Source organism: Novosphingobium aromaticivorans DSM 12444, assembly GCF_000013325.1.
Taxonomy (GTDB): Bacteria; Pseudomonadota; Alphaproteobacteria; order Sphingomonadales; family Sphingomonadaceae; genus Novosphingobium; species Novosphingobium aromaticivorans.
Genome location: NC_009427.1, coordinates 1 through 25701, shown reverse-complemented (window position 1 = coordinate 25701; position 25701 = coordinate 1). Strand labels below are relative to the sequence as shown.

Annotated in this window: 24 protein-coding genes; 9 read left to right on the top strand and 15 right to left on the bottom strand. The window is 66.8% G+C overall.

Annotation, left to right across the window (positions count from 1 at the left end):
• Positions 1 to 3: 3 nt before the first annotated feature.
• On the bottom strand, positions 4 to 762 hold the full coding sequence (locus tag SARO_RS17995; RefSeq protein WP_011906671.1) for an SDR family NAD(P)-dependent oxidoreductase: 759 nt from the start codon (positions 760 to 762) through the stop codon (positions 4 to 6).
• A complete protein-coding gene (gene hisD / locus SARO_RS17990) occupies positions 759 to 2090 on the bottom strand; it encodes a histidinol dehydrogenase (protein WP_011906670.1) in 1332 nt (443 codons plus the stop codon). The genes SARO_RS17995 and hisD overlap by 4 nt, the downstream gene beginning before the upstream one ends.
• A gap of 166 nt (positions 2091 to 2256) precedes the next feature.
• Between hisD and SARO_RS17985 the strand changes: the two genes are divergently transcribed.
• The 5 genes from SARO_RS17985 to SARO_RS17965 all read left to right on the top strand — a co-directional run bounded on the left by SARO_RS17985 (position 2257) and on the right by SARO_RS17965 (position 6741).
• Positions 2257 to 3201: a fumarylacetoacetate hydrolase family protein gene (locus SARO_RS17985; protein WP_011906669.1), complete on the top strand. Its 945-nt coding sequence runs from the start codon at positions 2257 to 2259 to the stop codon at positions 3199 to 3201.
• Positions 3198 to 3713 (top strand): cupin domain-containing protein, encoded by a 516-nt coding sequence (locus tag SARO_RS17980; RefSeq protein WP_011906668.1) that lies wholly within the window; start codon positions 3198 to 3200, stop codon positions 3711 to 3713. Before SARO_RS17985 ends, SARO_RS17980 begins: the two co-directional genes overlap by 4 nt.
• Positions 3710 to 4468: an SDR family NAD(P)-dependent oxidoreductase gene (locus SARO_RS17975; protein WP_011906667.1), complete on the top strand. Its 759-nt coding sequence runs from the start codon at positions 3710 to 3712 to the stop codon at positions 4466 to 4468. The genes SARO_RS17980 and SARO_RS17975 overlap by 4 nt, the downstream gene beginning before the upstream one ends.
• 94 nt (positions 4469 to 4562) lie before the next feature.
• Positions 4563 to 5747 carry an acyl-CoA dehydrogenase gene (locus SARO_RS17970; RefSeq protein ID WP_011906666.1) on the top strand — a complete coding sequence of 395 codons (1185 nt, stop codon included), beginning with the start codon at positions 4563 to 4565 and terminating at the stop codon, positions 5745 to 5747.
• A 40-nt stretch (positions 5748 to 5787) separates the two neighbouring features.
• Entirely contained in the window at positions 5788 to 6741 is a 954-nt protein-coding gene (locus tag SARO_RS17965; RefSeq protein ID WP_011906665.1) for a rhodanese-related sulfurtransferase, read from the top strand.
• Here the strand turns inward: SARO_RS17965 and SARO_RS17960 are convergent.
• The 6 genes from SARO_RS17960 to SARO_RS17935 form a co-directional block, all read right to left on the bottom strand.
• Entirely contained in the window at positions 6719 to 7576 is an 858-nt protein-coding gene (locus tag SARO_RS17960; protein ID WP_011906664.1) for an alpha/beta hydrolase, read from the bottom strand. The two genes, SARO_RS17965 and SARO_RS17960, sit on opposite strands and share 23 nt — an antisense overlap.
• 12 nt (positions 7577 to 7588) lie before the next feature.
• Positions 7589 to 8422, bottom strand: a complete 834-nt coding sequence (locus SARO_RS17955; protein ID WP_011906663.1) for a fumarylacetoacetate hydrolase family protein — start codon at positions 8420 to 8422, stop codon at positions 7589 to 7591.
• 104 nt (positions 8423 to 8526) lie between these two features.
• Positions 8527 to 9429, bottom strand: a complete 903-nt coding sequence (locus SARO_RS17950) for a VOC family protein (RefSeq protein WP_011906662.1) — start codon at positions 9427 to 9429, stop codon at positions 8527 to 8529.
• On the bottom strand, positions 9426 to 9854 hold the full coding sequence (locus SARO_RS17945) for a GlcG/HbpS family heme-binding protein (protein WP_011906661.1): 429 nt from the start codon (positions 9852 to 9854) through the stop codon (positions 9426 to 9428). The genes SARO_RS17950 and SARO_RS17945 overlap by 4 nt, the downstream gene beginning before the upstream one ends.
• Entirely contained in the window at positions 9851 to 11362 is a 1512-nt protein-coding gene (locus SARO_RS17940) for a bifunctional 3-(3-hydroxy-phenyl)propionate/3-hydroxycinnamic acid hydroxylase (RefSeq protein WP_011906660.1), read from the bottom strand. Before SARO_RS17940 ends, SARO_RS17945 begins: the two co-directional genes overlap by 4 nt.
• A complete protein-coding gene (locus tag SARO_RS17935; protein ID WP_011906659.1) occupies positions 11359 to 12576 on the bottom strand; it encodes an amidohydrolase family protein in 1218 nt (405 codons plus the stop codon). Before SARO_RS17935 ends, SARO_RS17940 begins: the two co-directional genes overlap by 4 nt.
• A gap of 185 nt (positions 12577 to 12761) precedes the next feature.
• Here SARO_RS17935 and SARO_RS17930 point away from each other — a divergent pair, with 185 nt between their 5' ends.
• The 3 genes from SARO_RS17930 to SARO_RS17920 are packed head-to-tail and all read left to right on the top strand — an operon-like array spanning position 12762 to position 16327.
• Positions 12762 to 13883 carry a CapA family protein gene (locus tag SARO_RS17930; RefSeq protein ID WP_011906658.1) on the top strand — a complete coding sequence of 374 codons (1122 nt, stop codon included), beginning with the start codon at positions 12762 to 12764 and terminating at the stop codon, positions 13881 to 13883.
• Positions 13880 to 14908: a hypothetical protein gene (locus SARO_RS17925; protein WP_011906657.1), complete on the top strand. Its 1029-nt coding sequence runs from the start codon at positions 13880 to 13882 to the stop codon at positions 14906 to 14908. Before SARO_RS17930 ends, SARO_RS17925 begins: the two co-directional genes overlap by 4 nt.
• 51 nt (positions 14909 to 14959) lie before the next feature.
• Positions 14960 to 16327: an MmgE/PrpD family protein gene (locus tag SARO_RS17920; protein ID WP_011906656.1), complete on the top strand. Its 1368-nt coding sequence runs from the start codon at positions 14960 to 14962 to the stop codon at positions 16325 to 16327.
• Here the strand turns inward: SARO_RS17920 and SARO_RS17915 are convergent.
• Positions 16316 to 16771 (bottom strand): GreA/GreB family elongation factor, encoded by a 456-nt coding sequence (locus SARO_RS17915; protein WP_011906655.1) that lies wholly within the window; start codon positions 16769 to 16771, stop codon positions 16316 to 16318. The two genes, SARO_RS17920 and SARO_RS17915, sit on opposite strands and share 12 nt — an antisense overlap.
• 97 nt (positions 16772 to 16868) lie before the next feature.
• Here SARO_RS17915 and ybaK point away from each other — a divergent pair, with 97 nt between their 5' ends.
• Entirely contained in the window at positions 16869 to 17345 is a 477-nt protein-coding gene (gene ybaK / locus SARO_RS17910; protein ID WP_011906654.1) for a Cys-tRNA(Pro) deacylase, read from the top strand.
• 47 nt (positions 17346 to 17392) lie between these two features.
• Here ybaK and SARO_RS17905 read toward each other — a convergent pair whose 3' ends face one another.
• From SARO_RS17905 to SARO_RS17880, 6 genes are all read right to left on the bottom strand, one after another.
• The gene (locus SARO_RS17905) at positions 17393 to 18268 is read right to left on the bottom strand and encodes an OmpA family protein (protein ID WP_011906653.1); all 876 of its coding nucleotides are present in this window, start codon (positions 18266 to 18268) and stop codon (positions 17393 to 17395) included.
• A 259-nt stretch (positions 18269 to 18527) separates the two neighbouring features.
• Entirely contained in the window at positions 18528 to 19313 is a 786-nt protein-coding gene (locus SARO_RS17900; protein ID WP_011906652.1) for a hypothetical protein, read from the bottom strand.
• The gene (locus SARO_RS17895) at positions 19310 to 20812 is read right to left on the bottom strand and encodes a hypothetical protein (RefSeq protein ID WP_011906651.1); all 1503 of its coding nucleotides are present in this window, start codon (positions 20810 to 20812) and stop codon (positions 19310 to 19312) included. Before SARO_RS17895 ends, SARO_RS17900 begins: the two co-directional genes overlap by 4 nt.
• A gap of 16 nt (positions 20813 to 20828) precedes the next feature.
• Positions 20829 to 23024, bottom strand: a complete 2196-nt coding sequence (locus SARO_RS17890; RefSeq protein WP_011906650.1) for a TonB-dependent receptor — start codon at positions 23022 to 23024, stop codon at positions 20829 to 20831.
• A 98-nt stretch (positions 23025 to 23122) separates the two neighbouring features.
• Complete coding sequence (locus tag SARO_RS17885) at positions 23123 to 24310, bottom strand: MFS transporter (RefSeq protein WP_011906649.1); 1188 nt, start codon at positions 24308 to 24310, stop codon at positions 23123 to 23125.
• Positions 24307 to 25650 (bottom strand): MFS transporter, encoded by a 1344-nt coding sequence (locus tag SARO_RS17880; protein WP_011906648.1) that lies wholly within the window; start codon positions 25648 to 25650, stop codon positions 24307 to 24309. Before SARO_RS17880 ends, SARO_RS17885 begins: the two co-directional genes overlap by 4 nt.
• Positions 25651 to 25701 lie beyond the last annotated feature (51 nt).

Genomic DNA, 25701 nt, shown 5'->3' with positions numbered 1-25701 from the left:
GTCCTATTCTGCGGTCCAGCCGCCGTCGACGACAAGGCTGGTTCCGGTCATCAATGCCGAGGCATCGGAAGCGAGGAACAGCACCGCGCCCATAAGATCCTCGACCCGGCCGATGCGGCCAAGCTTGATCTTCGACAGGACGCTGGCCTTGAACGCCGGGTCCGCGAACATCGGCTGCGTCAGCGGGGTTTCGATGAAGGTCGGGGCGATGGTGTTGGAGCGGATGCCGTGGGTTGCCAGATCGAGAGCGAAGGACTTGTTCATGCCTTCGAGCGCCCACTTGCTCGCGCAATAGAGCGACCGGTTGGGCCCGCCGACGTGGCCCATCTGGCTGCCCATGTGAATGAGCGAGCCTTGCGTGCCGGTCTCGATCATCCGCCGCGCACAGGCCTGCGCGACGAAGAACGCGGCCTTGAGGTTGAGGTCGAGAACGGCGTCATAGTCGGCCTCGGTCACGTCCCACATCGGCTTGGGGCGGTTGGTTCCGGCGTTGTTGACAAGCACGTGGAACGGCTCGCGCGCCGTGAAGAAAGCGGCAACCGCATCGAGGTCCGAAACGTCGAGCGTTGCGGCCACAGCGCCATTGCCGATCGCCGCCGCCGCTGCCTCGATCTCGCCCGCAGAGCGAGCCACGAGCGTGACCGCCGCACCGGCCTCGGCCAGGGCGGTGGCCATCGCCAGCCCGATACCCCGGCCCGCGCCTGTCACCAGTGCGCGCCGTCCGTCGAGCCGGAACGAGGGCGTGCGGGGCAGGGCGGTCATGCCCGCGTCAGCTCGCTCGGCTCCGCCTGTCCGGCATAGGGGACGTTGCGCCCGCCATAGCGGCGCACGCGCAGGTTGGCCTGTTCACCGTGTCCCGCAAAGCCTTCCAGTGCGCAGAGGCGGCTGCAATATTCGCCCACCAGCGCCGATGCCTCGTCGGTCAGGACCTTCTGGTAGGTGCAGGTCTTGAGGAACTTGCCGACCCACAGACCCCCGGTATAGCGTGCCGCCTTTTTCGTCGGCAGCGTGTGGTTTGTGCCGATCACCTTGTCGCCGAAGGAAACGTTGGTTCGGGGCCCGAGGAACAGCGCGCCATAATTGGTCATGTTGTTCAGGAAGTAATCGGGGTCGGCGGTCATCACCTGTACGTGCTCGCTGGCGATGTCGTCGGCGATGCGGACCATTTCCTCGTAGCTTTCGGCCACGATCACCTCGCCGAAGGTTTCCCATGCCTTGCGTGCATGGTCGGCGGTGGGCAGGATCCGGAGCAGGCGCTCTATCTCGGCCATCGTTTCGCGGGCGAGCTTTTCCGAATTTGTCAGCAGTACGCCGGGGCTGTCCGGTCCGTGCTCTACCTGGCCAAGGATGTCGGTCGCGGCCATTTCGGGATCGCAGCCGATCTCGTCGGCAATGATGAGCGTTTCGGTGGGGCCGGCGAAGAGGTCTATGCCGACGCGGCCGAAAAGCTGGCGCTTGGCCTCTGCGACGAATGCGTTGCCCGGGCCGACAAGGATATCGACCGGATCGATGCTCTGCGTGCCGATGGCCATCGCGCCGATCGCCTGGATGCCGCCCAGCGCGTAGATCGCGTCGGCCCCGGCCATGGCCTGCGCGGCGACGATGGCGCGCGCGGGCTTGCCCTGGAAGGGCGGCGCGCAAGTGATCACGCGCGGCACGCCCGCGACCTTGGCAGTGATGACCGACATGTGCGCCGAGGCGAGCAGCGGATACTTGCCGCCCGGGACATAGCAGCCGGCCGCCTGGATCGGCACGTTCCGGTGGCCGAGGACGACGCCGGGCATGGTTTCCACCTCGACGTCCTTCACGCTTTCGCGCTGGATCTGCGCGAAGTTGCGCACCTGCGCCTGCGCGAATTCGATGTCCTTGCGTTCCTGCGGGCTCAGGCTGTCGACCGCCGCATCGATCTCTGCCTGGGAGAGGCGATAGTCGTCGCGGTCCCAGCCATCGAACTTCACGCTCATCTCGCGCACGGCATCGTCGCCCCGCTGCTCGATGTCGGCCAGCGCCGCTTCCACGATGTCGCGGACCTTCCGGTCGCTTTGAGCCTTCACGTCCGCAGCCGCGCCGCGCTTGAGCCAGATGGCCATGTGTCTCCCCGCAAGGTTGTTGGCAATTGCCCCCGCCCTTGCATCACGGTGCCCGCACCGACCATCGCATTGTATCGATGCGAGCCTATCGATCGAATGCCTTTGTCCTGTTCAGGGCCGCTGCCTAACGGCAGGATCGCGAAGCATTTCGGGAGAAGAGAGCACTATGCGCCTGGCAACCTTGCGCGATGGAACGAAGGACGGACGGCTTGTCGTCGTCTCGCCCGATGGCACGGCATGTGCCCCCGCGCCCGTCACGACGTTGCAGCAGGCGCTCGAGGATTGGGTTGAGGTCGAACCGGCCTTGCGCGCCATCGCGGCGTTTCCCGATGTCCTCGATCCAGCGCAGGTCATGGCCCCGCTGCCGCGCGCCTGGCAGTGGCTCGATGGCTCCGCGTTCCAGAGCCATGGCGACCTGATGGACGCGGTGCTTGGCATCACCAAGCCGAGGACCGACGTGCCGCTGATGTACCAGGGCACATCCGACAGGTTCTATGGTCCGACCGACGACGTAAAGTTCCCCGACGAGGCGCTGGGGATCGATTTCGAGGGCGAGTTCGGCGTGATCGTCGATGCGGTGCCGATGGGCACGAGCGCGGCGGACGCAATGGGCCACATCCGCCTTGTCGTCCAGATCAACGACTGGTCGTTGCGCACCCTTGCCGGGCCGGAAATGAAGACCGGCTTCGGATGGGTCCAGGCCAAGCCCCCGTGCGGCATGGCGCCCTTCGCCGTGACGCCCGAGGAACTGGGCGATAGCTGGCACAACGGGCGCGTGTGCCTCGATCTCGAGGTCGACTGGAACGGCCGGCGCTTTGGCGCCGCCAATGGCGAGCCGATGGGTCATGGCTTCCACGAACTCGTCGCCCACGCCGCCCGCACGCGCGATCTCGTCGCTGGCACGGTGATCGGATCGGGCACCGTATCCAACGCCAATTTCCGCGAGATCGGATCGTCGTGCATCGCCGAACGGCGCGGGATCGAAGTCATCGATCTTGGCGAACCGAAGACGGAATTCATGCGGTTCGGCGATACCGTTCGCATGGAAGCGGTCGACGCAAGCGGACGCGCCCCGTTCGGCGCCATCGAGCAGAAGGTAGTGAAGGCATGAGCGAAGCCCTTTCCGATTCCGGCCTCCCCCCGGTCCAGCGCGTCGTGACCGGCCATGACGCGCATGGCCGCGCCGTGTTCAAGTCCGAGGACGTGACGCCGACCCGGATGATCCCTTCGGGCGATGCCTCGTTCCTGCTCGTCTGGACGACGGCAACGGTTCCGGCCGACAACAACGACGAGACCGACGGTCGCCAGCGCGAAGCGGGCCTCACGCTGGATGGCGGATCGGTGATCCGCGTGGTCGACATGCTGCCGGGCAAGGAAAGTCCGATGCACCGCACCAATTCCATCGATTACGGTATCGTCCTCGAAGGCGAGATCGAGCTGGAACTGGATGACGGTGCGAAGCGGACCGTTCGGCAGGGCGGGATCATCGTCCAGCGCGGCACGAACCATCTCTGGCGCAACACCACCGACAAGCCCTGCCGCATCGCCTTCATCCTGATCGAGGCGCCAGCTTATCTCCACAACGGGCAACCGCTGCCCGAGGACAAGCCGGACCACAAATGAACGCGCTGTTCGACCTTTCCGGCAAGGCCGCGATCGTCACCGGCTCCACGCGCGGGATCGGCCGCGCGATTGCCGAGGCGCTTGTCGCGGCCGGCGCGCGGGTCGTGATTTCCAGCGAGGATGCGGCCGATACCGCGCGCGTGGCGGCGGAGCTTGGCATGCCCGGCTGCGCCTGCGACGTTGCCGATGACCTTCAGCTTGCCGCCCTTGTCGAGTTTTCGCTTGCTTCGCTGGGGCGGCTCGACGTGCTGGTTTGCAACGCGGGGATCACCGGCAAGGCGGGCCCCTTCGCCGAGATCGACATGGACGATTACGCACGCGTCATGGCGATCAACCTGCGCAGCCAGGTCGTGATGTGCAACCTTGCCCTGCCGCACATCGCGGCGGGCGGGGGCGGCGCAGCCATTCTGGTGGCGAGCCTGTCAGCCCTGCGCGGCAATGGCCGGATCAATGCCTATGCCCTCGCCAAGGCAGGCGTCGCCCAGCTTGCGCGCAACCTTGCGGTGGAGTGGGGACCACGGGCCGTCCGGGTCAATGCGGTTTCGCCGGGGTTCATCGCGACCGAATTGTCCGGCCCTCTGCTGGCTGACGAGGGCTTCATGGCGCGCCGCATGTCGATGACCCCGCTGCGCCGCCCCGGAACGCCCGCGGAGGTCGCGGGTGCGGCGGTGTTCCTTGCCTCGCCGGCCGGCGGCTTCGTTACCGGGCACAACCTGGTGGTGGACGGAGGAACGCTCGTTACCGATGGATCGTAGCAAAAAGTCGGCGTAATTTCCTGTCAGTGCTCCTTAATCGGTTGATGAAGTGGGCGGTCGGTGCAATTACCGGCCGCCGAAGGAGACAAGGCATATGGCGGGAATGGTCCGGTTCGATTGGGAAGACGCGCTGGGGCTCGAGGGGCTCCTGACCGACGACGAGCGGATGATCCGCGATGCCGCGCGCGCCTTTGCGCAGGATCGCCTCCAGCCCCGCGTGATCGACGCGTTTGCCAACGAGCATACCGACCCGGCGATTTTCCGCGAGATGGGCGAGCAGGGCCTGCTCGGCGTGACCCTGCCCGAGGACTATGGCTGCGCCGGTGCGGGCTACGTGTCCTACGGCCTCGTCGCACGAGAGGTGGAGCGGGTCGACTCCGGCTACCGCTCGATGATGAGCGTGCAGTCGAGCCTCGTCATGTTCCCGATCTACGAATACGGATCGGAAGAGCAGCGTCGCAAGTACCTGCCCCGGCTCGCCAGCGGCGAATGGATCGGCTGCTTCGGCCTGACCGAGCCCGATGCGGGATCGGACCCCGGCGGGATGCGCACCACCGCGCGCAAGGTCGATGGCGGTTATGTGCTGAGCGGCAGCAAGACCTGGATCTCCAATGCGCCCATCGCCGACGTCTTCGTCATTTGGGCCAAGAGCGATGCGCACGATGGCGGCATTCGCGGCTTCGTGCTGGAAAAGGGCATGAAGGGCCTTTCCGCCCCGAAGATCGAGAACAAGGTGTCCTTGCGCGCCTCGATCACCGGCATGGTCGTGATGGACGACGTGTTCGTGCCCGACGATGCCCTGCTGCCCAACGTGCAGGGCCTGAAAGGGCCGTTCGGCTGCCTCAACCGTGCCCGCTACGGCATTTCATGGGGTTCGCTCGGTGCGGCGGAGTTCTGCTTTGCCGCCGCGCGGCAGTACGGGCTCGACCGGCACCAGTTCGGCCGCCCGCTGGCCGCAACGCAGCTTTTCCAGAAGAAGCTGGCCGACATGATGACCGATATCACGCTTGGCCTTCATGCCTCGCTTCGCGTCGGCCGCCTGATGGACGAAGGCGCCTTCGCGCCCGAGATGATCTCGATCGTCAAGCGCAACAATGTCGGCAAGGCGCTCGACATCGCGCGCATTGCCCGCGACATGCACGGCGGCAACGGCATCTCGGGCGAATATCAGGTCATCCGCCACATGGTGAACCTCGAGACGGTCAACACCTACGAGGGCACGCACGACGTCCATGCGCTTATCCTCGGACGCGCGATTACCGGCATCCCGGCGTTCTGAACAGTGGAGATTTCGCGGCGCGTCCATTAAGGGGCGCGCCATGGAATCGCCAGTTACCGTCGCCGCGCTCTATCGCTTTGCCCGCATCGCGGACTGTGCCGCCCTGCGCGATGCGCTGGACGCGCTGTGCCGTGGCGAGGCGATCAGTGGCACCTTGCTGATCGCGCCCGAGGGGATCAACGGGACCATTGCCGGCAGCGCCGAAGGCATCGCCCGCGTCGTCGCCTTCATCCGTGCCCAGCCTGATTGCGCGGAGACCGACGTCAAGTATTCCAGCGCCCCGGCCATGCCGTTCTACCGCATGAAAGTGCGGATCAAGCGCGAGATCGTGACCATGGGAGAGCCCGACATCGATCCGCGCCGCAGCGTCGGCACCTATGTCTCGCCCCACGACTGGAACGCGCTGATCGCGGACCCGGAAACCATCGTGATCGACACCCGCAACGATTACGAAGTCGCCGCCGGGACGTTCGAACGCGCGATAGACCCCCGGACGCGCACTTTCCGCGAGTTTCCCGAATGGTTCCGGCGCGAGCGCGAGCGCCTGCTGGGCGAAGGCAAGGCGCCGAAGGTCGCGATGTTCTGCACTGGTGGCATCCGCTGCGAAAAGTCCACCGCTTTCCTCAAGGCCGAAGGCGTAGAGGAAGTCTATCACCTCAAGGGCGGTATCCTGAAGTATCTCGAGGAAGTGCCCGAGGAGGAGAGCCTGTGGCGCGGCGAATGCTTCGTCTTCGACGAGCGGGTCGCCGTCGGTCACGGGTTGCGGCACGGGACCCACAGCCTGTGCCGGTCTTGCCGCCGCCCGGTTAACGAAGCGGGGCGCGCATCGCCGCTCTACGAGGAAGGCGTCTCGTGCGAGGCTTGCCATGGCGAGCGCACCGATGCCCAGCGCGCCTCCGCGCGCGAGCGGGACCGGCAGGAAAAGCTCGCCGCCGCGCGCGGCGTTGCGCACATCGGCGCGGTGCTGCCGGTCAGCGGCAGGCCCGCAGGATAAATCCCGTGATCTCGTCGGCAAGGCGGCGGTCGCCGGTGCCGATGTGCATGGCCATCGAATAGTGGTTGTGGCCGCTAAGGATCGTGCCCGCCGGCATCGCGCCCTGCCGTTCCAGCCGATCCCGCATCAGGCCGAGGAACTCTGCCTGGAAGCGCGGCGGATCGTGTTCGGCGCAGGCGATGAACAAGGGGATCGTTGTCGATGCAACCGCCTCGCGCGGCATTCGAGCGGCATAGTCTGCCTGCGGTCCGTAGTAGCCCTCGTCCCGGTCGTCGAGCGGGGTGTGGCCATAGAGCCCCGAAAGCAGCACCGCGCCCACCACCGGAAGATCAGGGCGCAGCATGATCGCGGTCGCGATGTGCACGGCCCCGGCCGAAGTGCCGACGACGAAGATCCGCGTCGGATCGCCGCCAAAGCCTGCCGCGTTGGCGCGAAGCCATTCGACCGCGGCGATCACGTCCTCGCCGCCGTCGGGCCAGCGGGCATCGGGCAGGAGGCGATAGTTCATCGCGGCGCCGAGGAAACCCGCCTCGGCCATTGTCCGGGCGACGGCCGCGTTCTGCCACGAGCCGCTATCGCCGCCGCCATGCCCCTTGTCGCCCAGCCGGAACCCGCCGCCGTGAACGAACAGCACCACCGGAAGCGCACCGGCACTCGCCGTGCGATACAGGTCGAGCCGCTGGCGCTCGTGCGGACCATAGACGCAGTCTGCGGCCAGCACCGGTACCCGCGCCGCCAGCGCGCGCTGTTCGTCGTCGAACAGCGCGCGGCAGGCTTCGACCACTTGCGGCCCCAGGGCGTTGCCCATGCTGGCGATGGCGTCGCGCGGGTCCATGGGTGCGGCTGCTCAGGCTTCGTCGATGACCGGGTTGGTCAGCGTGCCGACCTTGCCGATGGAGATCTCGGCCACGTCGCCCGCCTGCATGTAGAGCGGTGGGTTGCGCTTGTCGCCGACGCCGCCTGGCGTCCCCGTGGCGATGACGTCGCCCGGGGCAAGCTCGGTGAAGGTGGAGCAGTACTCGATGATGAATGCCACGTCCCAGATCATGTCGGACACGGGCTGGTCCTGCACGAGCTGGCCGTTGATGCGGGTCTGCACGCGCTGCTCGGCAAGGTCGGGCAGTTCGTCTGGCGTGACCAGCGCAGGGCCGAAGCCGCCGGTGCCGGGGAAGTTCTTGCCCGGCGTGAACTGGATATTGTGGCGCTGCCAGTCGCGCACCGAACCGTCGTTGAACACCGAATAGCCCGCGATATGATCGAGCGCGCGGGTGCGGGGGATGCGGCGGCCGCCCTTGCCGATCACCACCGCCAGTTCGCCCTCATAGTCGAACCGGGTGGTTTCCGGCGGCCGCACCAGCGGTTCGCCGTCGGCGATCAGGCTGTCGGCCCAGCGGGTGAAGATCGCGGGATATTCCTTCTGGTCGCGCCCGGTTTCGGCAACGTGGGTGGCATAGTTCAGCCCCACGCACAGGATCTTGCCGGGATTGGGCACCAGCGGCAGCAGGCGCAGGTCGGTGCGGGCATACTGCGCCGTCGCCTCGAGCGCGGCAAGATTGCCGTCGAGCGCGTCCTTGAGCCAGGCCGCCGCGCCCGGCGCGCCGAGATCGTGCACGGTCTCGCCGAAGAGGCGGCCGAAGCTGGGGGTGCCGTCGGGGCGGCGGAAGCTGATGTAACGGGCCATTGTCTTGTCTCCCCTTGGCGTGGGCTTGGTGATGGCCTGCCCGGATGCCCGGGCCGTTGCAAGTGCGGCCATGCCGCCCGCCACGAAGCCGCGCCGGTTGATGGTCAAAGTGCTGCCGGTTCCCAGTCGCGGCGGCAGCGGAAGCGTTCCTCGGCCACGCGCAGGCCGTCGAAGTCCTTGTCCGAAACGCCCCACTGGTCGATCCGCCGTTCCGGCCAGGTCCAGTCGTCGGGCTCGCCGGTGCGGTAGTCGGCAGGCACCTTCTCTACGGCGGTCGAATATTCGATCACCGGGCCGAACGGCGCGATGTAATAGGCATAGACGTTGTCGCCGGGCCCATGCCGTCCGGGCCCCCAGGCCGGGGCGAAGCCGTTGTCGCGCATCCAGCCGATGCCGCGCATCACCGCGTCGAGGTCTTCCATCTCGAAGGCGATGTGGTTGAGGCTGGAAAAACCGGCGCGGGCAAAGGCGGTGGAATGGTGGCTGTCGTTGCAGCGCACGAAGACCATGCCCTTGGTCCGGTCCGACACGCGGAACGACAGCACGTCCTCCACGGCGTGGCCCATCATCTCGGCATCGGCGGCGTTGAACACCACGTGGGTCAACTTCACCGGCCGCACGCGCCTGCTCGCCTTGGCAAAGCCTTCGATGGGCTCCACTTCGCTTGCGCCTTCAAGAAAGCGCAGGATCGTGCCTTCGGGCAGTTCGACGATGATGCCCGCGCCGCCGCCCGGATCGTCCGAGACGACCGTCCGCGCAGGCCAGCCCTTTTCGGTCACGCGCGCCTTGATCGCCGCCAGCTCGTCCGCCGAACAGGCGAAGGTGGTGGATCGGACGAATTCGTCCTCGGCTTTCTCGAAGGCGACGAGGTAGGGAAAGGGGCCCGACCCGCGCAGGTAATGCGTGTCCCCGCGCACCCCGGCGTCGGCAAGGCCCCAGATATCGGTCATGAACGCCGCCGCTGCCCCCGGATCGGGCAGGGCCAGTTCGATGCTGCGCAACTTCACTTGTCGGTCTCCAGATTGAATCCTGCGGCACGGATGCCGGCAAACGCGCATTCCTCGTCGCAGTCGCCGGTGTCGCCGCTCACCCCCACAGCGCCGATGACCGCGCCATCATGGCGGATCAGGACGCCGCCGGGCGAAAAGGCGATGTTGCCGCCCACTGCCACGCTGACGCTCTGGAAGAAGGCGGGATTGCCCTTGGCCCGTTCGGCAAGGACGCGCGTGTCGTCGCCCATGCCCAGCGCGCCCACGGCCTTGGCCCGGGCGATGTCGTGGCGGAACATGGTCGCCCCGTCCTCGCGCGCGAAGGCAATCGGATGGGCACCTGCATCAAGCACGATCACCGCAAGCGGCTTGGCCGAACGCGCCCGCGCTTCGGCCAGCGTGGCGGATACGATGGCTTGCGCTGCGCAAAGGGTCAGGCTCATGCCGCGATTTCCTGCTTCGTGCCCAGCAGCGCATCGCGCGCCGCCAGAAGGTCTGCGGCACTGCCCGTGCCGAACACATAATGGTCAGGTCGCACCAGCGCCGCATCGACGCCACGCGCTTCGAGCCAGCCCAGAACGGCGCCGCCATCGGGCAGGTCGCCTGCTAGGATCGCGGCATCCGGCCCTGCCTCGCGCACGAACAGGCGCCAGCCCTGACCGGTCATGTCGTCAAGCTTGCGTCCATCGGCCAGGAGCGGCTGCACGAACCTTTCGCCAGCAGAGGGCGTTCCGGCGGCAATGATCCCGGTCGAGATCGCGGGGATCAGGTCCGCCGCGGTCTCGCCCTGCTTCTGCGCCGCCTGCGCGCGAATGTCGGCGTCGCGCGCGGCGGCCTTGGCCGGGTCCAGCTCGCAGATGTAGCGGCCCGCTGCCACCGCCGCGCCGATCACCCCGCGCACGTGCGGGTCGCGCTCGGGCTGGTAGGTCGCGAGGATCGCCTCGTCCGCGCCGTCGTTGACGACCGCCGCCATTTTCCAGGCGAGGTTCGCAACGTCGCGCAGGCCGTGGCACATGCCCTGCCCGAAGAACGGCGGTGTCTGGTGCGCGGCATCGCCCGCCAGGAACACGCGGCCCACCTGCCACCGCTCCGCCACGAGCCCGTGAAAGCGATAGGTGGCGGCGCGCACGATCCGGTGCGGCACGGCCTTCATCCACGCGCCGACCAGCGCCGCGACGTTTTCGTCGCGCATCATCACCGCGTCGTCTTCGTGCGGCAGGAGCATGAACTCCCAGCGGCGGTGGTTGCGCCGCCCCGGAACGATCGTTGCCGGGCGGGTGGGGTCGCACATCATCACCGACAGGCGTTGCAGGTCCGCGCCTTCCGGTACGCCCGTCAGCGGCGGGAAGGTGACCGGTCCTTCCACCTCGGCGTCGACCACCAGCCACGGTTCCTCGAAATTCAGGTCGTCGAGTTGCACGCCCAGCGCCTTGCGCACCGGGCTGCGCGATCCGTCTGCCGCGATCACCCAGCGCGCCCGGACCTGCCGGTCGTCGCCGTCCTGGGCATAGCGGACAGTGACGCCGGTCTCGTCCTGCTCAAGCGCGGTGAACGTCGCGCCGATGCGCAGGTCGATCCGGCCGTTGTCGACGAAGGCTGCGCGCAGATGGGCTTCCAGCTCTGGCTGGTAGAAGAAGTAGTCGTTCGACCAACCGAAGGGTTTAGGCTTGCCGACCGTGCCCATGTAACGGATCACGCCGTGGTCCGCGCCAATGTGCAGATGCCCGTCGGTCGCCACCATGTCCGCTTCGACGCGGTCGATCACGCCCGCGCTCTGGAACAGGCGCATCATCTCGTGGTCGAGGTGGACCGCGCGCGGCAGAGGATAGTGGTCGAGCTCCTTTTCGAGCACGACGACGGAAAGTCCCTGCTTTCCGAGAAGGTTGGCGGCGGTCGCTCCCACCGGGCCGCAACCGATGACCGCAACGTCGAAAGTCGCCTCGGTCATCATGCTGCCGCCTTGTAGATCGCGCCGCCCTTCATGATCATGGCCAGCCGGTTCTTGTCCTGGAGCAGCCCCACGTCCTGGGTCGGATCGCCATCGACCAGCAGGAGGTCCGCCAGGTAGCCTTCGCGGACCTGTCCCACCTCTATGCCCATCAGTTCGCCGCCGAGCTTCGTCGCGGCGGTCAGTGCCTCGGCGGGCGTATACGCGAAGTGTTCGACGAAGATTTCGAGGTCGCGGGCGTTGCGGCCGTTGGGATTGAACGGAAAGCCATAGTCTCCGCCGATCAGGATGCGCACGCCGCGCGCCTTGAGTGCGGGCACGAGCCTGCTTTCAAGTTCCATTCGCTCCGCCGCGCTTTTCTTCATGTGGCTCATGTCGATGTGCGGCGGGGGCGTGGCTTCCAGCGCGGCAACCGAGACTCCGGGCGAGGGGGCATAGAACGTCGCGTCCTTTGCCGCGACCATCGCGTCGGCCGCCGCCTCGTCGGCATACGAGGCGTGGTAGATGATGCGCGCGCCGGCCTTGAGCGCCAGTTCGATGGCCTTGGGGTAATAGGCGTGGGTGGCGATCCACAGGCCCGCTTCGCGCGCCGCGACGCCGGCCGCTTCCATTTCCTCGTCGGTGTAGAGCACGTCGCCCGCCGATCCCGGCTTCAGCGCATCCTCGCCGGACACGACCAGCTTGAGCGAGCCGATGCCCTGGTCCTTGCAATAGGTGACGAACTTGCGGATCGCGTCGGGCCCACGCCCGTTGAACACGTCGCCGGTCTCCACGCCCTCGGCGCCTTCGGGGCTGCGTTCCAGAGTGGAGGGGACCAGGCGCGGTCCCGGCGTCTCGCCCGCTTCGATGGCCTTGGCGAGCTCCACCTCGATGCCATCGCCCAGCGCGCCCGCTGAATAGGCGCTGGTGAAGCCGTGGTCGAGCAGGACGCGTGCATTGCGCCAGGCCGCGACTTTGAGTTCTTCGGGCGGCAGGATGAACTGGTGGTAGATCTTCTCGACCGAGGATGCCCAGGTGAGATGCGCGTGGGCCTCGACCATGCCGGGCATGAGCGTGCGACCCTTGCCTTCGACAACAGTTTCCGCGCCCGCGTTGTCCAACGCATCTGCGGTTTCGCCAATGGCCGCGATGCGGCCGCCTTCGACAAGGACCGAACGGTTGCCGGCTTGCATTGTCTGGCCGTCGAAAATGCGCACGTCGCGGATGAGCGTCGCCATCACAGGGTCTCCCGAATTGATGCCAGCGTTCTACAACCGCACCATCCCATATGAAAAGCATGGATATACGATGCTTCCATAACCCCAAGCTATGATAACTGGCTTGATTGCAAGCGCTTGCAATGATGGCACTGCCCCGCTAGCCATTGATCTTTACCATAACGATTATCTGCGGGAGAGCGATCTTGGTCCATACCGTTCTGGCAACCGGCGACCTTGCCATGGACCGCGACGATTACGACGCCTGCTTTGCGGGTACGCGCGCGGTACTGAACGAAGCCGACATCGTTTTCGGGCAGCTCGAAACGAGCTTTGCCGAAAAGGGCGTTCGCCTGCCGCAGGCTCGTCACGCCGTGCTCGCCCGCCCCGATGGTGCGGGGGCGCTTGCCCGCGCGGGCTTCGACGTGATCTCGATGGCAGGCAACCACGTCATGGACTGGGGCCACGAGGCTTTCTTCGAAACGCGCGGCCATATCGAGGCGCAGGGAATGAGCGTCGTCGGTGCGGGTGCCAACATTGCCGAGGCGCGCCGTCCGGTCATCCGCACCCTGCCCGATGGCACCCGCGTTGCCTTCCTCGCCTACTCGAGCATCCTGCCCCATTCCTACTGGGCGGATGAGCGCAGGCCTGGCTGCGCGCCGATGCGTGCCTTCACCGTCTACGAGCAGATTGAGCACGACCAGCCCGGCACTCCCGCGCGTATCCACACTTATCCCCACCGCGAGGATCTCGCCGCGATGGAGGCCGACATCCGCGCGGCGAAGGAACAGGCCGACGTGGTGCTGGTTTCCCATCACTGGGGCATCCATTTCGTGCGCGCGGTCATCGCCGATTACCAGCGCGACGTCGCCCGTGCCGCGATTGCCGCGGGCGCCGATGCGATCTTCGGAGGCCATGCCCATATCCTCAAGGGATGCGAGATGATCGAGGGCAAGCCGGTGTTCTATTCCCTGTGCAATTTCGCCACCGACCTGCGCATGGACCCGGCCCATGCCGCCTCGAAGAGCTTCAACGAAATCCGTGTTCTTGCAGAGGAATGGGACCCGGACTTCGAAAGTCTCTACAACTTTCCAAAGGCCGCGCGCCTGTCGATCATTGCCCGCCTGGATATTGCCGGGGGCAAGGTCCTGCGCGCGGGATTCCTGCCGGTGACGATCGGTCGCGACGCCGTGCCCCGGCTTGCCGAACCGGGCAGCGAGGACCATGGGGCGGTCGTCGACTACCTTTCCGCAGTGACCGAAGAAGCCGGGCTAAACGCCCGCTATAGAATGGAAAATGATATGGTTCTGGTGGAGTTGGCCGAGTGAGGGCGCGCCTTTCCGCGCTGCCGCTCGAGAGCATCGTCCTGCTCTACCTGCTGGCCTATCTGCCCAACGTGATCGTGACCAAGCTGGTCACCTCCACCCCGCACGAGGGGTTGGGCCGGCCCCTGACCGGGCTTGAAACGCTTCCGGCCTCGCTGATCATCAACATGGTCCTGACGTGGGCCTTCATCTGGCTATCGGGCTGGCACCGCGATGCCAACAAGCTGAAGGTCGGGGCGATCTCGGTTCCCTTTCCGACGCGCTACACCTTCCTTTCCGGGATCGGGACGTCGCTCGTCCTGTTCACGGTCCCGCTGTCGTTCACCATTCCTGACGTAAGTATCCCCTTTATCCAGTTGATAATGCGGGGAGATATTCTGATCATCGCACCGCTGGTCGATCTCATGTTCGGGCGTCGCGTGCGCTGGTGGAGCTGGACCGCGCTCGTGATGGTTCTTGCGGCACTGCTGGTGACGCTGTCCGACCGGGGCGGGCTCGATCTCCCGCCAATCGCGATTTTGACTGTAGTTCTATACACTTGCGGGTACTTCCTGCGTTTGTTCGTGATGACCAAGGTTTCCAAGTCCGGCGACCCGGCGTCGGTCCGCCGCTACTTCGTCGAGGAAAAGATGATCGCCCTGCCGATGTCGGTGGTGATCCTGGGCCTGATCTCGGCCAGCGGGATCGGCGGGCAATCGGGCGAGCTTGCCTGGGGCTTCGTCGGTGTCTGGTCCGACCCGGTCCTCGTCGACCTGTTCTGGATCGGGGCGACGCTCACCGTGATTTCGATCCTTGCCATCGTGATTCTGCTGGACCCGCGCGAGAATGCCTATTGCGTGCCGCTGGAGCGGGCCGCGAGCCTTGTTGCGGGGATCGGCGGATCGGTTCTGCTGGCCTGGTTCTGGGGCCTGAAGATGCCGCGGACGGCGGAGCTTGCAGGCGCAGGGGTGCTGATCGGGGCCATCGTCCTGCTCTCGCTTGCGCCTCGTTTCGACGCCCGCAGGCGCCGTGACCTGAACCGCACCTAACGGCACCTAACCGCACCTGCCCGCACACAGGCACCACTGGCGAGTACCCGCATGACCCTTTCCGACACGCTTGCCGAACACATCGCCTCGGCCCGTTGGGACACACTTCCCGAACCCGCCCGCGACGGCGCGCGAAGGGTCCTGCTCGATGCGACGGGCGTCATTTTCGCGGCCAGCGGACTCGCTCCCGAGGCGGCGCCCTTCATCGCCCTGGCAAAGTCCAACGGCCCTGGCCCCTGCGTCATTCTCGGCACTGGCGAGAAGGTCCAGCCGCTTGGCGCGGCGCTTGCCAACGGGGCACTCGCCCATGCGGTCGATTACGAAGACGCATTCGACCGTGCGCCCGCGCATCCCAATGCATCGCTCGTCCCCGTACTTCTCGCGCTTTCCCAGTCGCTTGGCGGTGTGGAAGGGCGGCGGTTCCTGACCGCCCTTGCCGTCGGGGGCGATCTGGCCTGCCGCATCGCTCTTTCGCTGCGCCAGCCGATGGAGCAGGGCGGGTGGTATCCGCCGCCCATCGTCGCGGCTTTTGGTGCGGTGGCGGGCGCGGCCAGTCTGCTCGGCCTGTCGGCGGAGCAGGTGAAGGACGCGCTTTCGCTGGTCCTGTGCCAGGTGACGATGCCCGGCGAAATCAAGTACAGCCGCCGCACCGTACTGCGCGCGGTCCGCGAGGCGTTCCCGGCGCAGGCGGCGTTGACGGCGGCGCTGCTGGCGCGCGAGGGCGTGGCGGGGTTCGAGGAGCCGCTGGAAGGAAAGGCCGGCTTCTTCGCGCTTTACGCGGGCGGGCAGTTTGCCGAAGCGGACCTGCTTGAGCGGCTTGGCCAGCACTTCTGGGGCGCCGAGCTGACGTTCAAGCCCTGGCCGAGCTGCCGGGGGACGCATCCGTTCATCGAGATGGCGCTGGACATGAAGGGCCGCCATGATTTGCGGCCCTGCGACATTGCTGCCATCGACGTGAGCATCGACGACGTGCAGGCCATGCTGGTCGAGCCATCGCCGCGCAAGCAGGCGCCGCAAGTGGCGATAGACGCGAAGTTTTCCATCCCCTTCACGACCGCGCTGGCGCTTGCCCGGGGCAGGGTGCGCCTCGACGATTTCGGCGTGGACAGTCTCGTCGATCCCGAAGTGCTGGCGCTTTCGGCAAAAGTGCGGGCGCGGCGCGAACTGGCTCCCGCGTGGCAGCGCGGCGTTGGCGGGGCGATGACGATCACGTTGAACGACGGGCGGGCCATCGATGCCTTCGTGCCCGACGCCTTGGGCTGCCCGGCGCGGCCCCTTTCGGACGGTGCGCAGCGCCGCAAGTTCGTGGACTGCCTCGCCCGCGCGGCACGGCCGGTCGCGCAGGTCGATGCAGAAGCGCTGGCGCAGGCGATCCTGACGCTGGACAACTGCGAGGACGTGGGCGCCCTATTCGATTGATAGAACCTCGATCGCATCGGCCCTGCCGCCGAAGTCGACCGTCTCGCCTGCTTCCGCGCCGTTGAGAGCGCGGGCGAGGGGGGCCGAGAAGGCGATCAGGCCGGCGGTGGGGTCAGCCTCGTCGTGGCCGACGATGGTGATGCGGCGGTTCTGCCCGTTCAGCACGAAGGTGACGGTGGAGCCGAAAGCAACGACATCCGCTTGCGGCGGGTCCATGACCTGCGCGGTCGACTGGCGCGTGCTCCAGTAGCGCAGTTCGCGGCGCAGCTTCTTGATCTCTTCCTCGTCCACGGCGTCGGCCAGATGCGCCTCGATTTCATCGACTCTTGCGCGGATCAGGGCCAGGCCGCGCAGGGTGACGAGGTTGGGCCCCGGGGGGATCGGCAGTTCGAACTTCGGCTCGAGATGTTCATCGTCGCTCTCGCGGCGAAACGCGACGCTCATGGCATTTTCTCCTGCGCCCGCCTATGGCAGCGCCTCGCCGCTTGCACAACGTCGCGCTTGCCGGCGATCACCAAGGACCAACGCGGAAACACTCACGATGGCGCATGCGACCCGCGCGACGAAGGCTCTGGAACAGGCCGGCATTCCTTTCGAACTCCGCAGCTACGATTACGATCCGGATGCCGACAGCATCGGGCTGGCGGCGGCGCAGGCGCTGGGCGTGGATCCGGGGCAGGTGTTCAAGACCCTGATGATCCTTGCCGATGGCAAGCCGGCCTGCGTCATCGCGCCCAGCGACGGGGAGGTTTCGCTGAAGCGCGCGGCGGCGGCGTTGGGGGCCAAGGCGGCGGAGATGATGCGGCCCGCCGAGGCGGAGCGGATCGCGGGCTACAAGGTGGGCGGGATCAGCCCATTCGGGCAGATGCGCAAGGTGCCGGTGGTCATCGACGAGACGGCGCTGTTGTGGGACGCGATCTTCATCAACGGTGGACAGCGGGGCCTGCAGGTCCTTGTCGCGGGAGAGGCGGCAGCGGGGCTGCTGGGCGCGGTCGTGGCGGACATCGCCACAGGGTGATCCGGAAGAAGGCGTCGGGGTGGGGGCTTGCCCCCACCCCGTGCGTCTCAGAGGCCGTCGAGACCCTTGCTGACGAGGACGTTGACCGCAACGCGCCGGTTCTGCGCCTTGCCTTCCTCGGTGTCGTTGCTCGCCAGCGGATCGGCCTTGGCCATGCCCGTGGGGGTAAGCATGCGATAGGGCTTCCAGCGGCATGCCTGCTGGAGATAGTTGATCACGCTGTTGGCGCGCTTTTCGCTAAGCGTCTGGTTGTATTCGTCGTCACCAACGGAATCGGTGTAGCCAACGACCAGCATCAGCGCGTTGTCGATGCCCTCGGCAGTGGTGGCGGCGTTGCACAGTTCGGCCTTCGCCTGGGGCGAGAGGTTGTACTTGCCGGTGTCGAAGTACACGTTGGTCGTGCTCTTGATGTTGTACTTGTCGATGTCGCCCATGCGACCGCGCAACGCCTCGGTCGCGGCGGTCTGTTCGGCAAAGCCCTGGGCAGTGCCGTTACGGATCATCGTCGCGGTCTTGAGGTCGTTGCTCTTGAGGCTGATCTGGCTGGCAAGCAGCGCGGGGCCGGCCTGCATGGTCTTGACCGTCACGGGCAGGCCGTTGAGCAGCGCCGCAGCGGTCAGCTTCTTGCGGCTGCTGCCGAACAGGCCGCCGCTGCCCTTGATCTCGGTGGCTTCGTTGATGAAGACGACCGTGCTGGCGCCTTCGGCCGTCGTGACCTTCATCTTGTCGCCGCTGCGGGCAGTGATGATGCCCTTGATCTCTGGGCCGGCGGTCATCGCCGTGGTATCGGGAATGGCTTCGCCGTTGACGATGATGTTCGGATCGTTCGCCGGGTCCTGCTGCGCGATGACGCTGCCCGACGCCGACAGGGCGAGTGCGGCGAGCAGGACGCGCGCACCGGACATGGGAATATTGGCACTCATGAATGTACTCCTTGGAACCTCACCTCCCGGCCGTGTTGGGCGGAAACTTTCTGCCACATGAACGCACCCGGCGGCATCGACGATTCTACGGGTGGAAAGTGGGGCGCGTGCGGCGAAGCGAGGGCGGATGGTTCCCGGACGGGACGGATCGTGCGGCGTCGGATGGGGCGGAAACGGGGAAGCGTCCCGCCAGATTGGGGCCGGGACGACGGGATTCTCTCGAACCGGGCAGCGCGGAAGGGGCCTGGATCAAGGCTGGTCAGGGCCGTTCGGGTTCGAACACGGCCCTGATTTCCGCACGGCGCTGGCTTTGCCAGGGCAGGCCGTCCGCCTCGGGATCGTCGGTGGCGCGCGAGGCGGTTTCCCACTTCGTTTCGACCGGGATCGAGGGCACGAGGCGGCGCAGGGTCTCCGCGATCGTCTCGGCGCGTTCGCGGGCGACTTCGGACCGTTCGGCCAGGGAATGGCCGCTCACGGTGTCGGGCGTCGTTGCGGCAAAGCCGGTCACCACGAGCCTGGTCGGACGCGCGGCGCGGATCCAGGTAACCGCGTTGTCGACCAGCCAGTCGTCGTACTGGTAGACGAGGAAATCGCGGTCGAATTCGAAATAGACCGGGAAAGTTCGCTCGCCATAGGGACCCGGCGGGACCGGACGGGCGACCGAAAGCGGCGCGATGTTTCGCCGGGGCAGGACGAACTTGCGCCCGGGGAACCCTTCGGCAGGGATCATGTGGCGCGTACAGGGCACGTCGAGCCGCGAGGTCCGCACCGGATCGAGCACCGGCGCCCCGCAGGGATGGGCGGTGTCGGCCGAAACCCGGCCCTCGACCAGCATGGCCTGGTTCCAGTCCGGCTTGTACGGGCTCTGGCTGACGTCCCAGCGCTTGCCCGTGGCGGTATCGTCGCCCAGCCAGCAGCCCGACTTCTTGCCGGCGTCGGTGTCGCGATAGACCGGGCAGGTGACGAAGCGGACCAGTTCGCCCGCCTCGGCAGCCTGGGCCGAAGTTGCGGCGGCCAGCGCCACCAGAAAGGCCGGAGTTCTCACAGCACGCTCATCAGGTTGACGAGGTCCTGCTTCTCCTGCTCGGTATAGCCGATGGAATAGCGGCGCTCGTAGTAGTCGACGATCCCGCGAAGGTCCCTTGCCAGACCGTTCGAGAAATAGGGGGCTCGCGCGGAAAGGCCGCGCATGGACTGGAGCGTGATCTTGCCGACATCCGCGCACTTGCCCGAGGTCAGCGCGAAGCCCGGATCGTAGGTGTAGATCACGCGGCCATAGTGCGGATGCGGGCGGCCCGTGCAGGTGATGCGGAACAGCGGAAGGTCGTCCCACGGATCGGCAAAGGGCAGCGTCGTCGTGCCGAGGTCCACCTGGCCCGGGGCGACATCGTTCCCCATCTGGCTCATGTTGTGGCAGAATACGCAGGAGTTGCGCACCGGGTTGCCGAAGCCGATCCGCGAGTTGATGCCCGCAGTATCGGTGATGAGGAAGGTCTTGTCGCGGAACACCCTTGCCCCGCGCGCGACCGACTGGCGGAACGCGAGATGCCGGGGCGTGAGCTTTGCCGCGTCGTCCGGCGAAATCTTCTCCCAGCCGGCAAATTCGCTCCACACTGGCTCGCCGATGGACCCGAGCGCGCCGGGCTGGCTGTCGCGCAGGCGGGCGGGGCCTGCCTTGGCGCCGAGCGTGTCGACCGCGCCGCCGGTCTTGCTGACCTGCATTGCGGTGAAGACGCGCAGTTCGAAGTCCTGAAGCCGCTTCCGCTGGGCGGGGCCCAGGCGCTTCAGCATCTGGAGGTGGCTGCTGGCCGCATCTTCCATCTGCAGGCGCAGGTTGCCCGCGCGGTTGTCGGCCATGAGGTTTCCGGACTGGGGCTTGCCGTCATCGGGATCGAGCGGGAGCGCGTATCCCTGCTTGGGATCGTAGGGGAAGCCGACGGCGAGCAGGTACTTCATGTTCGCGACCGGGCGCGGGCGACGATAGACCGAGATCTTGCCGGCTGCGGGGCCATAGGCCGGGCCGGAGTTGCAGCCGTTGGGATCGCGCACCACATCTATGGTGAAATCGGGCGTTACCGGCCTGCCGTTGAAGCTGGTGACCGGCCACGGGCGCTCTATCCGGAAGAGCCCGCGATCGAGCAGCAGCGAATGCGAATCACGCGCTTCTTGTGGAAGGGTGGGGCAGTTCGAACCGTCGATTGCGGCGAAGAGCGGATCCTTGCCCTTCGTCCGATCCCATTGGCGCCGGACGCTTTCGACCGACAGGCTCATCGCATCGGCGGGCTGGTGGCAGGTCACGCAAGCACGGCCATTGGGGCCGAGCGGTTCGAAGAACGGGTGGCCTTTCGTCTTCAGCGGACCGCCCACGACAAGCGTGCGCAGCGTGCCGTGGTCGTTCTCGTAATCGAGGACCGCCGGGAGCACCCGGCCTTCGCCCGGTGCCCACCAGCGGTCGGGGGTTTCCCCGCCACGCGCGCCCATCGATGCAGCGAGGGCAAGCGCGGCGAGGGGGAGAGCGAACGACTTATGGGGGAGGATCGCCATGGCCGTCCGCTCCTGCTCAGTTGCCGATCTCGACTTTCAGGCGAACGCCCCAGGTGCGGGGTGCACCGTAGATGATGCCGCCGTCCGCGCTCGAGCTGTTCTGGATCTGCGTGGCGATGTAGGTCTTGTTGGTCAGGTTGTTGACGAAGCCTTCGAGCTTGTACTTGCGACCGAGGTCGAAAGTGAGGCGCGCGTCGAACAGGTTGCGGCCCGGGACCAGCGTGTTCACGCTGGGGAACGGGGTGGCGTACTGTTCCGACAGGTACGACCACTGCACGCGCGGAGTCACGTCCACGCTGCCGAGCGAGAGCGTGTACTGGACGCCCGCGTTGACGGTCCATTCCGGCGAGAACGGCAGGACGCGGCCCTTGGGCACGAAGCGCAGGTTGGTGGCGCAGCCAGGATCGGTGCCGGCGGCGTTGGTGTCGGAAATGCAGGCCGAGTTCTTGAACTTGGCATCGAGGTAGCCGAGGCCGGCGTTCGCCGCGAAGCCGCCGAACTGGGCAGTGACTTCAAGTTCGCCGCCATAGGCACGGCCAGCCAGCGCGTTCTGCGTGGTGGGCAGGCCGCCGACGAGGCTGGAAAGCTGGATGTCCTTGTAATCCGAGTAGAACACGTCGCCGTTCACGCGCAGGTGGCGGTCGAGGAGTTCGGTCTTGAAGCCTGCTTCGTAGACGAAGTTGCGTTCCGGCTTGAAGTCGGGAGTGTTGGGCGTGAGGTTCACGCCGCCCGCCTTGTAGCCCTTCGATGCGGTCACGTAGAGCAGGTTGTCGGCGCCGAAGTGGTAGTTGAGGCCGATCTTGCCAGTGAGCTGTTCCGACTTCGCTTCGCTGGTGAAAGGCAGGGTGAAGCCTGCGCCCGGGACGGCTAAGCGGGTATAGACCTGCTTGTCGAAGCTGTAGCGCGCACCCGCCAGAACTTCGATCGCGGGTGTGACGTAGTAGTTCACCTGGCCGAAGACCGACTGCGAGGTGTTCTTCGCCTCGGTGATGATCGAGCTGTTCGACTGGAGCAGGTCGAGCGTGTTGCGGTTGTCGCGCAGCAAGGTGACGGGGACGGTTTCGTCCATCACGAAGCCGCCGACGACCCACTGCAGCGGCCCCTTGTCGGTGGAGAGCAGGTTGAACTCGCCGATCAGGGTCTTGAAGCGCGTGTCGCCATTGCTGACGCGGCCGGGATAGGTCCGGGTGTTGGCACTGCTGGTGGACAGGTTGGCGGGGACGGCCTGGGCGGTCGCGGTGCGGTCGCCGTCGGTCTGGTCGTGGGTATAGCCGTCCTGCCAGGACACGAGGCCCCGCGCCTGGACGCTGTCGGACACGTCGTAGCGTGCCTCGGTCGAGATGCGGTAGCCGGCCTGGTTCTGGAACGAGAGCGCGTCTTCCTCGATCTCGAACGGATTGCTGCTGACCTTGTCGTTGCGGTTCTTGACCGCGTTGTTGTCGGAGCGGACGTCGAAGTATTCGCCGCGCACGTTGACGGTCAGGCGGCCGTCCATGTCGCGCAGGCGCAGGTTGGCGCGGATCGCGTCCATGTTGAGGTTGCCGGGCTGGCTCTGCGCGTTGGCCGCGATGTTGCGCGTGAAGCTGTCGCGCTCCTCGTGCACGCCGGCGATGCGCAGGGCGACGTCCTCGCCGCCGAGGTTCAGCGCGGCGACGGCGCGGTAGCGGTCGTAGTTGGCGACGGTGACGTCACCGATGGCGAAGGTGCTGTCGAACTCGGGCTCGGGCGTGCGGACGTAGATCGCGCCGCCGGTGGAGTTCTGGCCGGTCAGCGTGCCCTGGGGGCCGCGCAGGACCTCGATCGTGCCGATGTCGAAGAACGAATGGCCGATGAACTGCTCGTGCGGGATGAGCTGGCCGTCGATGTAGTAGGCGACGCCGGGGTTCGAGGTGGGCGCGGACTGGGCGATGCCGACGCCGCGGATGTTGATGAAGGTCGAGCGGTTGAAGGTGTTGATGGCAACCGAGGGTGCGACCTGCTGGATGTCGTTGAGGTTGGAAACGCCCTTGCGCTGAAGCTCTTCGCCCGAAAGCACGGTGGCCGAGATCGGCACGGCCTGGAGGCTCTGCTCGCGGCGCTCTGCGGTGACGACGATGGCTTCGAGGCCGCCGTCGTTCGCGGGCTCGTCGACCGCTTGCGCAAGCGCTGGCGTGGCAACGGTGGACATGAGTACGGCGAGCACAGCGCGACTGCGCAGTGTAAGATCAGGCATTTACCCCTCCATTTGGTCTTGGGCGTTCGTTTGCGCCGCCTCTATACCGAATGTAAGCCCTTGCAAAGGGGTAATGCAATGAAGAATAACATGCGTTCTCAGGCGTTGCCCCGACGCAACAGGGCGCTTGTCAGGCCCACTGCGGACGACAGCGCAAGGGCAAGGCAGACCCGCAGCGAATCGAGCGGGGCGAAGAGGCCGAGCGCGGTCATGGCAAGGCTGCTGGCCAGCATCTGCAGAGCCCCGGCGAGGCTGGTGGCGGTGGCCGCGAGCCCGGCCTCGGCATAGGCGACCTCGCTGATCGCGGCGGGCCCGGTAAGGCCGGCGCCAAGGCCGAGAAGGGTAACGGGCGCGAGCAGGGCGAAAGGGTCGTGAAAGCCCAGCGCAGCCAGGAGCAGTGCCGAGATGGCGCCCGTGGCGGCGCTTGCCGTGCCGAAGACCACCGCATCGCCGCGTCGCTGGACAAGGCGCATGAGACGAGTGCCGACAATGCCAGCGCCGGCCACGATCAGAAGGCCGATGCCGGCCTCGGACGGGCTGAGCCCGCCCTTGCCGATCAGCAGGAACGGGGCCGCGCCCAGGAACATGTAGAGGCTGCCGCTCGACGCCGCGAGCGCGACGGTTGTGAGGACGAAGCGACGGTTGCGGAACAGGCGGGCATAGCCGTGGATGAGGGGCGGGCGCAGGTGCGTGCCCTCTGCGGTGGCGGCGACGGCCGGGGTGTGAGCGGGCAGGATCATTCTGGCGGACACGAGGCCTGCGAGACCCGTGGCGGCAAGCATCAGGAAAACCGTGCGCCAGCCTGCGAAATCCGCGATCACGCCGCCAACGACCGGCGCGAGAGCGGGGGATATCAGAACGATGGACATGAGCGTCGCCTGCCGCGCGGCCGCTTCCTCGCGGCCGTAGAGTTCGCCGACGATGACCCGTGCGCTGACCACCCCCGCCGCGCCGCCAAGCGCCTGGAGCAGCCGCGCCGCAAGCAGGATGGGCATGGCAGGTGAGAGCGCGGCGCCCAGTGCGCCCGCGATGTAGCAGGCAAGGCCCCAGAGCATGACCGGGCGGCGGCCGAGCCGGTCGGCCAGCGGGCCGGCGATCAGCTGGCCTCCGGCGAGCCCCGCCAGATAGACGCTGACCGCCTGTTGCGCGCGGGCCTCGCCCACCGCCATTTCGTGCGCGAGGAGAGGCAGCGCCGGGACGAGCATGTGGATCGCCATCGACCCCATTGCCGCGATCGCGGCGAGAGTGATGATCGTTGCGGGCCCGGGCGCGGCGGCTGCCTTCACTGCGCTTCGGCCCGCGCGGCGACGCGGCGCGCGACGAGCGTCAGGCAGGCACATACGACGGCGATGCCGCACAACAGCAGCGCGGGCGGGAGGAACGAGCCAGTGGTTTCGCGAAGATAGCCCATGAGCGGCGGAACGGTAGCGCCGGCAAGGCTGCCGGTCATGTTGATCGCGACGATGCCCATGGCCAGCGCCCCCGGCGAGAGCAGACGGGTGGGAATAGCCCAGAAAGCCGCGACGGTGCAGCCCGTGCAGGCACCGCCGATGACCAGCGCGACAAGGCCCGGCAATCCGGCACCGAAGATGTAGGCAAGCAGCAGGCCCGCGCCGCCGACGACGGCCGGGATGGCGACATGGAGGTAGCGCTCGCCCGTCCGGTCCGAATGGCGCGCGTTCAGCACCAGGCCGATCCCGCTGGCCGCCCACGGCAGCGCGACTATGACCCCGGTCATGGCGGAGCTGAGCCCTGAAAGGCTTTTCACGACCTGCGGCAACCAGAACATGATGCCGTAGTTCGAAGCGAGGATGCAGAACCAGATGGCGGCACAGAGCCAGCCTTCCGGGCTGCGCAGGACCGCCCAGCGCTCCGCACCCTGGCCCGGCGCCGGCTTGCGGGCGCCCTTCACGTTCGCGGCGATCCAGTCGCGCTCGGTCGCCGTAAGCCAGCGGGCATCGGCGGGCGTATCGGGAAAGTGGAGCCAGGCGAATGCTGCGAGGGCGAGGGCAGGCAGGGCCTCGACCAGGAACATGAAGCGCCAGCTTTCGAGCCCCAACGGCCGGTCGAGATCAAGGAGCAAGCCTGAAATTGGCGCGCCGACGACCTGGGCGATGGAGATGGACGCAATGGGGATCGCGAGAATGGTCGCGCGGAAGCGTTCTGGCGCCCAGAGGCTGAGATAGAGCATCAGGCCCGACGACAGCCCGCCTTCCGAAAACCCGATCAGAACCCGCAGGGCGTATAGCTGCCATTCGTTGGCGACGGCCGCCATCAGGCACGAGCACAGGCCCCACGCGGCGGTGATCAAGGTCAGCCAACGGCGCAGGCCGATGGCTTCGTAGAGCAGGACACTTGGGTACTTGGCGATCATGTAGCCGACGAAGAGGACCCCCGCGCCGAAGCCATACTGCGTTCCCGAAAGTCCGAGTGCCTTGTTCATTTCGAGCGCGGCAAATCCGACGTTGGTGCGATCGATCGCGCCGATCAGGATATAGAGCGCGGCGGGGATGACGAGGTGGCGGACAACCTTTCCGCCGACGCTCGATTCGATACGCTCGGAGGCCGCGTTCTCGGGCGCGCGGTAGCTGCCTGGGCCGATGCCGCCGGTGGAACCCTGGTTCACGAACTCTCCCTTCAGGACATGTCTTGCAACTGATGATAGCGCTTGCATAGC

Coding starts and splice junctions, on each gene's coding strand:
- SARO_RS17995 (WP_011906671.1), bottom strand. CDS start 762: ATGACCGCCCTGCCCCGCACGCCCTCGTTCCGGCTCGACGGACGGCGC.
- hisD (WP_011906670.1), bottom strand. CDS start 2,090: ATGGCCATCTGGCTCAAGCGCGGCGCGGCTGCGGACGTGAAGGCTCAA.
- SARO_RS17985 (WP_011906669.1), top strand. CDS start 2,257: ATGCGCCTGGCAACCTTGCGCGATGGAACGAAGGACGGACGGCTTGTC.
- SARO_RS17980 (WP_011906668.1), top strand. CDS start 3,198: ATGAGCGAAGCCCTTTCCGATTCCGGCCTCCCCCCGGTCCAGCGCGTC.
- SARO_RS17975 (WP_011906667.1), top strand. CDS start 3,710: ATGAACGCGCTGTTCGACCTTTCCGGCAAGGCCGCGATCGTCACCGGC.
- SARO_RS17970 (WP_011906666.1), top strand. CDS start 4,563: ATGGCGGGAATGGTCCGGTTCGATTGGGAAGACGCGCTGGGGCTCGAG.
- SARO_RS17965 (WP_011906665.1), top strand. CDS start 5,788: ATGGAATCGCCAGTTACCGTCGCCGCGCTCTATCGCTTTGCCCGCATC.
- SARO_RS17960 (WP_011906664.1), bottom strand. CDS start 7,576: ATGGACCCGCGCGACGCCATCGCCAGCATGGGCAACGCCCTGGGGCCG.
- SARO_RS17955 (WP_011906663.1), bottom strand. CDS start 8,422: ATGGCCCGTTACATCAGCTTCCGCCGCCCCGACGGCACCCCCAGCTTC.
- SARO_RS17945 (WP_011906661.1), bottom strand. CDS start 9,854: ATGAGCCTGACCCTTTGCGCAGCGCAAGCCATCGTATCCGCCACGCTG.
- SARO_RS17940 (WP_011906660.1), bottom strand. CDS start 11,362: ATGATGACCGAGGCGACTTTCGACGTTGCGGTCATCGGTTGCGGCCCG.
- SARO_RS17935 (WP_011906659.1), bottom strand. CDS start 12,576: ATGGCGACGCTCATCCGCGACGTGCGCATTTTCGACGGCCAGACAATG.
- SARO_RS17920 (WP_011906656.1), top strand. CDS start 14,960: ATGACCCTTTCCGACACGCTTGCCGAACACATCGCCTCGGCCCGTTGG.
- SARO_RS17915 (WP_011906655.1), bottom strand. CDS start 16,771: ATGAGCGTCGCGTTTCGCCGCGAGAGCGACGATGAACATCTCGAGCCG.
- ybaK (WP_011906654.1), top strand. CDS start 16,869: ATGGCGCATGCGACCCGCGCGACGAAGGCTCTGGAACAGGCCGGCATT.
- SARO_RS17905 (WP_011906653.1), bottom strand. CDS start 18,268: ATGAGTGCCAATATTCCCATGTCCGGTGCGCGCGTCCTGCTCGCCGCA.
- SARO_RS17895 (WP_011906651.1), bottom strand. CDS start 20,812: ATGGCGATCCTCCCCCATAAGTCGTTCGCTCTCCCCCTCGCCGCGCTT.
- SARO_RS17890 (WP_011906650.1), bottom strand. CDS start 23,024: ATGCCTGATCTTACACTGCGCAGTCGCGCTGTGCTCGCCGTACTCATG.